Source organism: Kitasatospora sp. NPDC127060, from assembly GCF_042724935.1.
Classification (GTDB): Bacteria; Actinomycetota; Actinomycetes; order Streptomycetales; family Streptomycetaceae; genus Kitasatospora.
The window spans coordinates 25596-37908 of sequence record NZ_JBHXEG010000085.1; the positions used below are offsets into that span (position 1 = coordinate 25596).

10 protein-coding genes and 1 pseudogene are annotated in these 12313 nt (G+C 73.9%); 7 read left to right on the forward strand and 4 right to left on the reverse strand.

Annotated features, from left to right (window positions below):
• Positions 1 to 11: 11 nt before the first annotated feature.
• Complete coding sequence (locus tag ACFWIS_RS33430; protein WP_380455111.1) at positions 12 to 1415, reverse strand: selenium-binding protein SBP56-related protein; 1404 nt, start codon at positions 1413 to 1415, stop codon at positions 12 to 14.
• A 317-nt stretch (positions 1416 to 1732) separates the two neighbouring features.
• On the opposite strand from ACFWIS_RS33430, the gene ACFWIS_RS33435 reads away from it, so the two are divergent.
• Both ACFWIS_RS33435 and ACFWIS_RS33440 read left to right on the forward strand, forming a co-directional pair.
• Positions 1733 to 2704 carry an alpha/beta hydrolase gene (locus ACFWIS_RS33435; RefSeq protein ID WP_380455113.1) on the forward strand — a complete coding sequence of 324 codons (972 nt, stop codon included), beginning with the start codon at positions 1733 to 1735 and terminating at the stop codon, positions 2702 to 2704.
• Between the two features lie 95 nt (positions 2705 to 2799).
• Positions 2800 to 3594: a spermidine synthase gene (locus ACFWIS_RS33440; RefSeq protein ID WP_380455131.1), complete on the forward strand. Its 795-nt coding sequence runs from the start codon at positions 2800 to 2802 to the stop codon at positions 3592 to 3594.
• Positions 3595 to 3607: 13 nt separating this feature from the next.
• On the opposite strand, the gene fabV is transcribed toward ACFWIS_RS33440, so the two are convergent.
• Positions 3608 to 4822, reverse strand: coding sequence for an enoyl-[acyl-carrier-protein] reductase FabV (gene fabV / locus ACFWIS_RS33445; protein ID WP_380455115.1), 1215 nt, complete (start codon positions 4820 to 4822; stop codon positions 3608 to 3610).
• 257 nt (positions 4823 to 5079) lie between these two features.
• Between fabV and ACFWIS_RS33450 the strand changes: the two genes are divergently transcribed.
• The 4 genes from ACFWIS_RS33450 to ACFWIS_RS33465 all read left to right on the forward strand — a co-directional run bounded on the left by ACFWIS_RS33450 (position 5080) and on the right by ACFWIS_RS33465 (position 8515).
• The gene (locus ACFWIS_RS33450; protein WP_380455117.1) at positions 5080 to 5901 is read left to right on the forward strand and encodes a class I SAM-dependent methyltransferase; all 822 of its coding nucleotides are present in this window, start codon (positions 5080 to 5082) and stop codon (positions 5899 to 5901) included.
• 202 nt (positions 5902 to 6103) lie between these two features.
• The gene (locus tag ACFWIS_RS33455) at positions 6104 to 6769 is read left to right on the forward strand and encodes a DedA family protein (RefSeq protein WP_380455119.1); all 666 of its coding nucleotides are present in this window, start codon (positions 6104 to 6106) and stop codon (positions 6767 to 6769) included.
• 91 nt (positions 6770 to 6860) lie between these two features.
• On the forward strand, positions 6861 to 7541 hold the full coding sequence (locus ACFWIS_RS33460; protein WP_380455121.1) for an O-methyltransferase: 681 nt from the start codon (positions 6861 to 6863) through the stop codon (positions 7539 to 7541).
• Positions 7542 to 7615: 74 nt separating this feature from the next.
• Positions 7616 to 8515 (forward strand): Gfo/Idh/MocA family protein, encoded by a 900-nt coding sequence (locus ACFWIS_RS33465; protein ID WP_380455122.1) that lies wholly within the window; start codon positions 7616 to 7618, stop codon positions 8513 to 8515.
• Between the two features lie 198 nt (positions 8516 to 8713).
• Here ACFWIS_RS33465 and ACFWIS_RS33470 read toward each other — a convergent pair whose 3' ends face one another.
• Positions 8714 to 9823 carry a hypothetical protein gene (locus ACFWIS_RS33470; protein ID WP_380457355.1) on the reverse strand — a complete coding sequence of 370 codons (1110 nt, stop codon included), beginning with the start codon at positions 9821 to 9823 and terminating at the stop codon, positions 8714 to 8716.
• A 201-nt stretch (positions 9824 to 10024) separates the two neighbouring features.
• Between ACFWIS_RS33470 and ACFWIS_RS33475 the strand changes: the two genes are divergently transcribed.
• The gene (locus ACFWIS_RS33475) at positions 10025 to 12097 is read left to right on the forward strand and encodes a transglycosylase domain-containing protein (protein ID WP_380457357.1); all 2073 of its coding nucleotides are present in this window, start codon (positions 10025 to 10027) and stop codon (positions 12095 to 12097) included.
• Positions 12098 to 12101: 4 nt separating this feature from the next.
• Here the strand turns inward: ACFWIS_RS33475 and ACFWIS_RS33480 are convergent.
• A pseudogene (locus ACFWIS_RS33480) lies at positions 12102 to 12313 on the reverse strand (hypothetical protein); the annotation flags it as partial.

Below are 12313 nucleotides of genomic sequence, written 5' to 3' on the forward strand. Positions count from 1 at the left end.
CAGGGCCGGCCCTAGCGGTAGCAGTAGGAGTCCGAGGAGGCGTCCCCGCCCGCCAGACGGGTCTGGTGGACGCGCAGGCCCCGGAAGTCCGCGCCGTGCGGGAAGAACCGCTCGTCGATGCTCAGCCCGCCGGCCACCGGGTCGGCGTCCAGCTTGACCAGCCAGGGCTCGATGCCGTCCGGGTAGAACTGGTCGTCCCAGGCGCCGTAGAGGGAGTCGGTGACGTAGAGCCGCCGCCCGTCCCGGCTGATCTCCACCATCTGCGGCGCCCCGCTCAACGGCCGCCCCGGCTCGGCCGGGTGCGGTGTCCGGGCGGCGATCCCGCCCAGGCGGACGGAGGAGGCCAGCCGGGGGTGGAACGGGTCCGAGACGTCGTACTGGAACAACTCGCCGGTGCCCCAGGCCGAGACGTACAGCCAGCGGTCGTCCACCGACAGGTTGATGTCGGTGACGAGCGGCGGGACGGCCCCGAACGGTCGCAGCGCGGGCGGAAGTCGCTCGGCGGTGGCCGGTTCGGCAGGGATCTCGATCACCTTGCGGGCGGTGAACGCCGGGCCCTCCCGGTACCAGAGCCAGACCGAGGAGGAGAGGTCCTCCACGTTCACCACCACCCCGGCGAATCCCCACTCCGCCTGCGGGTCGTGTGCCGGGCGCAGCTCCAGCACCATCTGGTACTGGTCGCCGAGGTCGACCCGCTGGAGGTGCCGGCCGGTGCCCAGCTCCCAGAAGTGCAGCGCGTGTCCGTACCTGCGGGCGAGCAGCTGCTCCGGCAGCACTCCGTCCTCGACCATCCACGGGGTGCCCCACTCGCTGGTCACCCCGACGTCCGTGCCGAGGTGCCACCAGACGTCGTACGCGAAGTGCTGCGGCCCGCGCTCCGTCTCCCAGGGGCGCAGCACCTCGAAGGTGGTGTGGTCCAGCAGCGCGACCCCGCCGGGCCCGTCGTCGCCGTCGCCGGAGCCGAGGCAGGACAGGAAGACCCCCTCCGGGCCGCAGTGCAGGGTGTGCGGCCGCGAGTAACCCGACTTCGCCGCCAGTTCCTTGGCCTCGACCGTCTTCACCAGCCGGGGGCGGACCGGATCCGGCCGGGTGTCCATCACGTGCAGCCGGGAGGACCGCAGCCCCGGCAGCAGCAGGAACCGCCGCTCCGGGTTCTCGTGGCAGGCGTGTGCCAGGGCGCTGGAGCAGGCGTTCCATCCGAAGTGGTGCAACTCGTCGCCCAGCGTCGGCAGTTCGGCGAAGTTCAGCACCTTCCCGTAGCTCGCCGAGGCCGGATCGGTGTCCACGGTGAGCAGGGCGTCCGGCCGCCGGGCCGACCGGTCGAACCCGGCCACGTAGGCCAGCTTCTCCGGCGGTGCCGCGATCGCCTCGGCGGCCGAACGGTACAGGGATGGATCGATATGCCCGTGCTGCATGCAAACTCCCCAACTCGCCGTCTCTGTCCGGGAAGCGTTCCACACGACCACCGGCGCACAGGAGGCGCACGAGAAGCGGTCGGGAGGCGTGGACGGCTACCCCGGCGGGGTACGCGACGGAGCCGCGACGAGGAGGGCCGCCGACCGCGCGGACGAGGAGGGCGGGGCGCTGCCGGAGGCCGTCGCCGGGCCTCGGAGGGCGGCGGAACCCCGCCGCCGCGCGGGGTGGGCCTACCGGCCGGTATGGTCGGGGCGGAAACGGGTGGACACCTGCCGAGCAGGGGCAGGCGGAGCAGAGGGAACGGGTGCGGCGGCAGATGGAGTTTCGGGAAGACATCCTGGGTGCCCCCTACGAGGCGGCCGAGCTGACGCTGCGGCCCGACGACGAGGGGGCGGTCTGCGCCACGCTCGTGCGGCGGCTGGTGCCGGGCTCGGAGCGGGCGGTGCTGTACGTCCACGGGTACAACGACTACTTCTTCCAGACCAACCTGGCCGACCACTTCACCGCGCTCGGGTTCTCCTTCTACGCCCTTGACCTGCGCAAGTACGGCCGCTCGCTGCGCCCGCACCAGTCGCCGAACTTCGTCCGCGACCTCGCCGAGTACGACGAGGAGATCGACGAGGCGGTGCGGATCATCCGGGAGGTGGACGGCCACCGTCAGCTGCTGCTGAACGGGCACTCCACCGGCGGGCTGGTCGGCGCGCTGTGGGCGGGACGCCGGGCCGGGCGCGGGCTGGTGGACGGCCTGTTCCTGAACAGTCCGTTCCTGTCGATGCCGGCCGGGGCGGCCGTGCGCACCGCCGGCGGGCCGGTCGTGACGGCGCTCGGGCGGGCGAAGCCGACCCGGATCCTGCCCTCCTCGCTCAACCCGCACTACACCCACAGCCTGCACAAGGACCACAAGGGCGAGTGGGACTTCGACCTCAGGCTCAAGCCGGCCGAGGGCTTCCCGTTGTACGCGGGCTGGCTGGCCGCGATCCACCAGGGGCACCGGCGGCTGCGGCACGGCCTGGGGATCGACGTGCCGGTGCTGCTGATGGCCTCGACCAGGTCGGTCTCCACCACCAAGTGGCACAACGCCCTGCACCACGCGGACGGGGTGCTGCGCGCCGACGACATCGCCGCGCAGGGGCCCCGGCTGGGCCGGCACGTGACGGTGGTCCGGATCGAGGGCGGGATGCACGACCTGGTGCTGTCCGGCGAGAAGGCCCGTACCGAGGTGTTCGCCGAGCTGGACCGCTGGCTCGCGGCCCAGCTGGACGTCCGCCCGGTGGGGGAGCCCGCGTGACGGACGAGCCGCTGCCGGGGCCGGATGACCGGGCTCCGGGGCCGGACGAGCCGGTACCGGTCGGCCGGCGCACCGACCTCGGCTTCGCCAAGCTGATGCCGGACATCGACCGCGACGGCGGCTGGCTGCTCACCCTGGACGGCACCCCGCAGTCCTACGTCGACCTCGCCGACCCGACGCACCTGGAGTTCGAGTACACCCGCCGGCTCGGCCACCTGGCCGACGTCCTCGCCCCGCCCGGTCGGCCGCTGGACGCGCTGCACCTGGGCGGTGGCGCGCTCACCCTGCCCCGCTACCTGGCCGCGACCCGGCCCGGTTCGCGGCAGCGGGTCGTGGAGGTGGACGGGCCGCTGCTCGACCTGGTCGCCGGGCAACTGCCCTGGCAGGGTCCCGGCGCGGACATCACCGCGACCGTGGGCGACGCCAGGGCGGCGCTGGCCACCACCCCGGCCGGCTCCCAGGACCTGGTGATCGCGGACGTGTTCCACGGCTCCCGCACCCCCGCGCACCTCACCTCGGTGGAGTTCCTGCGGCTGGCCGCCGCCGCGCTGCGCCCGGGCGGCTGCTACGCGGCCAACCTGGCGGACGGCCCGCCGCTGGCCTTCGCCCGGGCCCAGGCGGCCACGGTGGCGGCGGTGTTCCCGTACGTCTGCCTGGTGGCGGAGGCCCCGGTGCTGCGCGGGCGCCGGTACGGCAACATCCTGCTGGCCGGCTCCACCGCGCCGCTGCCGGCGGCGGAGCTGAGCCGGCTGCTGGCGGGCGACATCTTCCCGGCCCGGCTCACCGACGGCGAGGAACTGGCCGCGCTGGTCGGCCGGGCGGCCCCGGTCACCGACGCCGACGCCACCGACTCCCCGCCGCCACCGGACGGCGCCTTCAGCATCGGCTGACGCCCGGTCGGTCTCAGGAGGCGGGGCCGGGCCAGGGGACGTCGGTGGCCACCGGAGCGGTGTAGTCGACGCCCGGGACGGCGAAGCCGTACAGGCGCTGGACCTCCGCGTGGAACCAGCCGAGGTCGGCGAGGTCGGCCACGGTGTCGGTGGTGGCGGCCGCCCAGCGTTCGGCGACGGCGGCCTGGACGCCGTCGGCGAGTTCCCAGCCGTCCAGGCGGACCCGGCCCTCGTCGTCCAGGACGAGCGGAACGGCGCCGGTGAGCTGGTCCCACAGGGCGGCGAGCTGGTGCACCGGCGGGACCATGCCCGCGCCGAGGACGCCGCGCAGCAGCCCGGTGTACAGGGCGATGCCGGGGACGGCGGTCGAGGACTGGGTGACGGCGGCGCCGTTGACGGAGGTGACGGCCCGCCCGCCGAGCGTCTCGCCGAGCCGCTCGTCCAGGGTGCGGGCGGTGGCCTCCAGGTGGGCCTTGGCCGCGCCGATGGTGCCCTGGCGGTAGATCGCCGCCGTCAGCGGGGAGCCGATGTACGAGAGCGCGGCGGTGGTGAAGCCCTCGCCGAGCAGTCCCCGCCCCGCCAGGTGGTCGATCCAGCGCTCCCAGTCCGTCCCGCCCATCACGGCCACGGTCTGCTCGATGTCGTCGCCCTCGGCCTGCGGGGTCTCGACCTCGCGCACCTCGGGACGGCCCTGGTCGTCGAAGACCAGCGTCCTGGTGCGGTTGGTCCGGCCGATCGGCTTGAGGACGGACGCGTACGTGGCGCCGGTGTCGGGGTCGGTGCGCCGGGGGGCGGCCACCGAGTAGACCAGGTGGTCCAGCCGGCCGCCGAACCGCTGCTCGATCAGGTCGGCGACCTGGTCCTTCATCGCGTCGGAGAACGCGTCGCCGTTGAGGAAGACCAGGTCCCGCCCGGCGGCGCGGGCGAGTTCGGCGGTGGCGGCGGTGCGGTACCAGCCGGCCGTGCCGGTGCGGCGCTCGGTGGGGGCCTTCTCGAAGCAGACCAGCACGCCGCGGATGCCGGCCCGCTTGAGCCCGGCGACGGCCGCGGCCAGGCCGTACCCGGCCGAGGAGCCGATGATCAGGGCCACCGGCCCTTCGCCGTCCGGCAGTTCGGCCGGGGCCGGGCAGTCCCGCCACATGTCGGCCACCAGCCGCTCGCAGCCCGCCGGGTGGGAGTCGAGGAAGAGGAACCCCCGGTTGCGGGGGATGAGAACGCGCTCGCTCACAGTGGCAGTCCTTGGGTCGGCTGAAGAGTGCGGACGCGGCGACCGGCCGGGCCGTCGCGTGCTGCCAGTCTGGGACAGCGCCGGGCGGGGCTGTGGCCACCACCGGGCACAACGATCACGAGTCGATCTTGGAGTGTTCCGCCACTGACGCCGGCACCGGCGGCGGGCGGCGCGTCGCCGGAGAAGGGGATGCGGCGCGGGTGCCAGAATCGGCGGGTTCATGCCCGAGCGTGGTGCACGTCCGAAGGAGTGAGCGAATGAGCGGCAGCGGGGAACGGCCGGAGTTGGGGCAGGTGCCGGAGACGGCGCTGTGGACCCTGTGGCACCGGGCGCTGGAGGCGAGGCGGCCGGACACGGTGCTGCACGACCCGGTGGCGGTCGAGCTGGTGGAGCGGATCGACTTCCCGTTCGCCGAGCGGTTCGGGCGGGCACCGCTGGTGAGCCAGTTGCAGGCGCTCCGGGCGGGTTGCTTCGACCGCGAGGTGGCGGACTTCCTGGACCGGCACCCGCGCGCCACGGTGGTCGGGCTCGGGGACGGCCTGGAGACCCAGGCCTGGCGGGTGGACAACGGCCGGGCCGACTGGCTGTCGGTGGACCTGCCCGAGACGGCCCGGCTGCGCGAGCGGCTGCTGCCCCCGGACGACCGGCGCCGCATCCTGGCCTGCTCCGCCACCGACCTGCGCTGGGCGGACGAGGTCGACCCGGACCCGGACCGCGGGGTGCTGATCACCGCCGAGGGGCTGCTGATGTACCTGCGGCCGACCGAGGTCCGGGAGCTGATCGCCGCCTGCGCCGAACGCTTCCCCGGCGGTGAGATGGTGCTCGACGCCGTCCCGCGCTGGGCCGCCCGCCGGGCCGTCCGGGGCAAGCTGCGGGACCGCCACTACCAGGCGCCCCCGATGCCCTTCGGCATGGACGCGAACGAGCTCGGCAAACTGGCGCAGGCGCACCCGGCGGTCACCGACGTCCGCGAGGTCTACCCCGAGGGCGGGCGCGGCCTGCTGCGGGCGCTGCTGCCGCTCGGACAGTGGATCGAGCAGCGGCCGTCCGTCGTCGCCCTGCGCTTTACCCAATCTTGAAGAAAGGCCGGTCGGCCTGGAACTATTGGCGCGGGAGCGTACGTCGTAACGACGGGTGATCGGCCGGGGGGACAGGCCGCCCGGCACGTTAGGCTGCGCCCCGGGGACGCGGCCCGGGTGCCGCCATCGGACGACCGCCGGGACGGGAGTGCGGCTCCACGGGGAGCCGGCCCCGCCCCGACCTGCCACGGAGGTACTGGCCTTGCACATCGACGCCTGGATCGAGAGCGTCCCACCGACCGCGGTGTACGCCCTGATCGGCCTGATCATCGGGATCGAGTCCCTGGGCATCCCGCTGCCCGGTGAGATCGCACTGGTCACGGCGTCCCTGATGGCCGTCAAGGGGGTGGTGAGCCCGTGGGGGATCGCGCTCTGCGCGATCGCGGGTGCGATCATCGGCGACTCGATCGGCTACTCGATCGGCCGCAAGGGGGGCAAGCCGCTCTTCGAGAAGCTGGGGCGGAAGTTCCCCAAGCACTTCGGGCCCTCCCACCTGGCCACCGCCGAGCGCTCGTTCCAGAAGTGGGGCATGTGGGCGGTCTTCTTCGGCCGCTTCATCGCGCTGCTGCGCATCTTCGCCGGTCCGCTGGCGGGTGCGCTGAAGATGCCGTACTGGAAGTTCCTGATCGCCAACGTGCTGGGCGGCGTGGTCTGGGCCGGCGGCACCACGCTGCTGGTCTACAAGGTGGGCAAGGCCATCGAGCCGTGGCTGTCCCGGTTCTCCTGGGCGGGTCTGGCCGCGGCCGTGGTGATCGGCGCGACCTCGGCCTGGGTGATGAAGCGCCGGGCCGCCAAGACCCACGCGAAGATCGAGGCGGAGGAGGCGGCCAAGGCCGCCGCGGCCGCCAACGCCACCGTCGCGGAGTGACGGAGCGTAACCAGTAGTCGCCCCGGCGTCGTCGGGCCCCCGGAGTAGCATTCGGCCGAAAGCTGCCGATCTTGCACCACTGGAGGGCCCGATGACCCAACCGAACCAGCAGGCGACCTGGGACGCGGTGGACGCCTACTTCTCCGACCAGCTGGTCGGGCACGACCCGGTGCTGGAGGCCGCCACGGCCGACGCCGACGCCGCCGGGCTGCCGAACATCGCGGTCGCCCCCAACCAGGGCAAGCTGCTGCACCTGCTGGCGCTGACCCAGGGGGCGCGGCGGATCCTGGAGATCGGCACCCTCGGCGGCTACAGCACCATCTGGCTGGCCCGGGCCCTCCCCGCGGACGGCACCCTGATCTCGCTGGAGATCGATCCCGCGCACGCCGACGTGGCGCGCGGCAACCTGGCCCGCGCCGGGCTGGAGAAGGTCGCCGAGGTGCGGACCGGCCGGGCCGCCGACTCGCTGGCGGCGCTGGTCGAGCAGGGCGAGCTCCCCTTCGACCTGGTGTTCATCGACGCCGACAAGCCGAGCAACCCCGAGTACTTCCGCCGGGCGCTCCAGCTGACCCGGCCGGGTTCGCTGATCATCGTCGACAACGTGGTGCGCGGCGGCGCGGTCGCCGACGCGGCCTCCACCGACCCGGCGGTGCTGGGCACCCGCGCCCTGCACGAGCTGATCGCCGCCGAGCCGAGGGTCAGCGCGACGTCCGTGCAGACCGTCGGCAGCAAGGGCTACGACGGCTTCACCCTGGCCCGCGTCCAGGGCTGACCCGCCCCGGCCCGGTGGATCCTGCCGCGCGCCCCAGAAGAGCCGGGCGCGCCCCGGAAGAACGGAGAGACGACGTGCGGATCGGACTGCTGGGCACCGGCACCTGGGCGGAGCGGGTGCACGCACCCGTCCTGGCCGAGCACCCGGGGCTGGAGTTCACCGGCGTCTGGGGCCGCCGGGCGGAGGCGGCCGGGGCGCTCGGCTCCGCGCACGGCGTGCCCGGGTACGGCGACCTCGACCGGCTGCTGGCCGAGGTCGACGCCGTCTCCGTCGCGCTGCCGCCGTCCGTCCAGGCCGGGCTGGCGGTGCGGGCCGCCGAGGCCGGCTGCCACCTGCTGCTGGACAAGCCGGTCGCGTTCACCGTGCCGGAGGCCCGCGCGGTGGCCGGGGCCGTTCGCGAGCACGGCGTCGCCTCGGTGGTGTTCTTCACCGTCCGCTTCGGCGGCGAGCAGATCCCGTGGATCGAGCGGCAGGCCGGGCTCGGCGGCTGGTTCACCGGCCGCTCCGACTGGCTCGGCTCGGTGTTCGCGCCGGGCAGCACCAGCCCGTACGCGGCCTCGCCCTGGCGCCGGGACAAGGGCGCGCTGTGGGACGTCGGCCCGCACGCGCTGTCCGTGCTGCTGCCGGTGCTGGGCGACGCCGTCCAGGTCACGGCGGTCGCCGGGCCGCAGGACACGGTGCACCTGGTGCTGCGGCACGCCGGCGGTGCCTCCAGCACCCTCGCCCTCAGCCTGACCGCCCCGCGGGCCGGCGGCGGGGTCGCGATGGAGCTGCGCGGCGAGCACGGGGTGGTCCAGCTTCCCGAGCGCGGCGAGGGCCCGACCGTCGCCCTGCACCGGGCGGTGGACGCCCTGCTGGCCTCCGCCGCCTCGGGCGAGCCGCACCCCTGCGGGGCGGACTTCGGGCTGCGGGTGGTGGAGATCCTGGCCGCGGCCGAGCACTCGCTGGCGCACGGCGGGCCGGTGGCGGTGTGAGCTCCCGGTCTGAGATCGAGGCCTGAGCGCGGGGCCCGAGCGCGACGTCTGAGCGCGGGGCCCGAGCGCGAGGTCTGAGCGCGGGGCCCGAGCGCGAGGTCTGAGCGCGAGGTCTGAGCGTGAGGGAGGTCGCGGGGCGGGCACCGACGTGCCCGCCCCGCGACCGTCCGCCAGATGCCCGACGGCGGCGGGTAGCGGTCAGCCCGGCGGCAGGCCGGGCCGGGTGGCTTCCGGGCGGCGGTCGGTGGGGCGGGCCGGGGGGATGACCGGGGCGCGGAAGTCGCGCGGGCCGGTCCACAGGGCCGGGACGGAGTCGCTGCGGCGGGCCAATTCGTACGCCAGGGCCTCGTAGTTGACCCGCCAGCCGCGGAAGTGCCGCCAGGCGTCCTCGACCGGGCGCTCGCGCGGGAAGCCGGCCGCGGTGATCATCGCGACGGCGCCCAGGTACTCGGCGTAGGTGAGGCGGATCGGGGTCTCCGGGTCCGGGTCGGCGTCGAAGTCGATGCGCAGCGCGCGGCCGATGTCGCGCATCGCGGTGAAGCCGGCCCGGACCACCAGCCGGGCCTCGGGCGGGGCCGAGCGCGGGCAGAGGGCGAGGTGGAGGGCGGCGGCGTCCATCACCGCGATCAGGCCGACCACCCAGCTGCGGTTGGGCTGCGGGGAGCGGAAGGCCAGCAGCACCGGGTAGTTGGAGTGGCTCTCGCCGATGTCGGCGGCCAGTCGCTCCCAGTCCCGGTAGAGCTGGGGGAGGGCGGTCTCGGTGTCCACCAGGGACTGCCGGGCGAGCAGCTCGGGGCCCCAGGCGGGCTCGCCGGCCCGGGACTGCAGCAGCGTCACCTCGGTCTCGCGTCGCTGGTAGGCGGCGTACAGGGTGGGCAGGTAGGCGATCTGCAGGGCGATCACCAGTGGGCCGCTGGCGGCGGCCAGGAAGTCGATCGCGGACAGCTGGAGCCGCTCGCCGCTCGCGTACCCGAGGGTGAACAGGCTGGACCCGGCCTCCCGGATGGCCACCGACCAGCTGAGGTCAGAGGTGCCGTGCAGCAGCAGGGTGTAGGCGACCAGCATCCCGCTGAGCCACACCCCGAGCATGCCGAGCAGCACCAGCGGCGCCAGCCAGGTCAGCGCGCGGTCCTGCGCGCGGTAGGTGCCGAACGGCGCGGCCCACAGCCGCAGGGCGGTGCGCAGCCCCGACCAGAGCCGGAACACCAGGGCCGAGTAGAGGCCGCGCGGGACGACCAGGGTGCGCAGGATGCTGCCGATGACGAGCAGGAGCAGCAGCACGCCGAGCACGGTGTGGATCAACCTCATGGCGCCATTGTGGCGGCAGGCCGCAAGGGGTGCGGGGCCGGACCGCAGGTCGGACGCCGCCGTGCCCGGGCCTGGAGCGGCCCGCGATCCGGTTCCCCTTCCCGCTATGAGCATGATCACACCGGTTTTGCGCGGCCAAAGGACGCCCGGTCCGGCGTCTAGGTGGGTGGAGGGGGGTCGCCCCAGGAGATCGGAGACCGGATGCGCGCACAGCGGGGTGGGGACGCCGAGGAGCAGCAGGGCGGGGAACAGCGGAGCGAGGAAGAGCAGGGTGAGGAACAGCGGGGCCGGGACGCCGGGGAGCAGCAGGCCGGACGACGGCGATGGCGTCCGTTGCGGCGGATCGACTCTCCGCGCGGCAGCCGGCGCGGGGTCCGGCGCTGGCTGCCGTCCTGGCGGCAGCTGCTGCTGACGACCGGACTGCTGACGGTGACGCTGAGCGGGCTGTCGGTCTGGTTCTTCGTCACCACCAAGGTCCCGGAGGACCTCAACGCCTTCGCCACCCAGCAGAACAACGTCTACTTCTGGGCGGACGGCACCGAGATGGCCCGGAGCGGCGAGACCAACCGGCAGGAGGTGCCGCTGGACCGGGTGCCGGAGTCGGTGCGCTGGGCGGTGCTGTCGGCCGAGAACGAGACCTTCTACTCCGACCCGGGGATCTCCGTCACCGGCATCGGCCGCGCGGTCTACACGATGGCCACCGGGGGCGACACCCAGGGCGGCTCCACCATCACCCAGCAGTACGTCAAGAACATCTACCTGAACCAGCGCCAGGACGTCTCCCGCAAGCTCAGCGAGATGGTCATCGCGATCAAGCTGGACCAGCGGATGAGCAAGCAGGACATCCTGGCCGGCTACCTGAACACCAGCTGGTTCGGGCGCGGCAGTTACGGCATCGAGCGCGCCGCGGCGGCCTACTACGGCAAGGACGTCTCGGAGCTGAACCCCAGCGAAGGGGCCTTCCTGGCCGCCCTGTTGAAGGGCGCCGGGCAGTACGACCCGGCCCTGAGCCCCGAGAACCACCAGCGGGCCGAGGACCGGTGGTCCTGGATCCTGGACCGGATGGTGGACACCGGAAAGCTCTCCGCCGCCGAGCGCGCCAAGTACACCGTCTTCCCGGAGCCGAGGACGCCCCCCAAGGCGGCCGGGATGAGCGGCCAGGTCGGCTACCTGGTGGACCTCGCCCGGAGCTACGTGGAGAGCCACAGCGACATCTCCCCGGCCCAGTTCGACCTCGGCGGCTACCAGATCCGCACCACCTTCGAGAAGCCCAGGGTCACCGCCCTGGCCGCGGCGGTGCAGGAGGCCACCAAGGGCCTCGACCCGGACGGGCGAGAGGCCGACAAGCTGGTCAAGGTCGGCGCCGCCTCGGTCGCCCTCGACGGCCGGATCGTCGCGCTCTACGGTGGCCCCGACTACCGCAAACAGGGCTTCGACAACGCCAACACCTCGACGGTGCCGATGGGTTCGGCCTTCACCCCGCTGGTGTACGCGGCCGGACTCAGCCAGGGCGTGCAGCACCAGCGCGGCGGCCCCCGCACCCCGGTGACGCCCGGCACCACCTACGACGGCGACAACGGGGTCAACGTGCAGACCCCGGAGGGCCCGTACTGGGGGCGGGACGGGAAGATCGTGAAGACCGCCAACGACGGCAAGCGCAGCTGGGGCCGGGTCAGCCTGCGCGGCGCGATCGAACAGTCCGTCAACGGGCCGATGATGCAACTCGGCATGGACGTCGGCCTGGACAACGTGCAGCAGACCGCGGCCGCCCTCGGCCTGCTCCCCGACAGCATGGGCGAGCTGGTGCCCGCCTTCGGCACGGGCAACTCCACGCCCAGCGCCATCCGCGCCGCCGACGCCTACGCCGCCTTCGCGGCCGGCGGCAGCCACACCGACCCGTACTCGGTGCTGGGCGTCACCCGCAACGGCGCCGCGGTCGACCTGCGGCTGCCGACCGCCGTCCGGGCCCTGCCCGCGGCGGTGGCGGCGGACGTGGACACGGCGCTCAAGGGCGCGGTCCGCGGTGGCAGCGCCCAGTCCCTGGCGGCGGCCGGCCCCGGCCTGGCGGCCAAGCCCGGGACCACCCCGGACCGTACCGCCGGCTGGACCGTCGGCTACAACGGGCAGCTGTCGACGGCGGTCACCGTCTTCCGGGCGGACCTCAAGGACATGAAGCTGCTCTCGCTGGAGGGGGTCGGCGGGGCGGCACCGGACACCCCGGACTCCGAACTGCCGGGCCGGATCTGGACATCGTTCATGAAGGCGGCCGGGTAGCGGCTCAGGCCCTGTCCGTCCACCGGCGGAGCTTCTCCGGGTTGCGGACCGCCCAGATCCTGGTCACCCGGCCGTCGGCGACGTCGAACGCGGCCACCGTCAGGACGACACCGGCGCGCCGGGCCACCAGGCCCCGCGCGCCGGTCACCCAGCGCGCCACGGTGTGTCTTATAAAAAAATGACGCTGCCGCCGAATTAGGGAGTGTATATATCGGT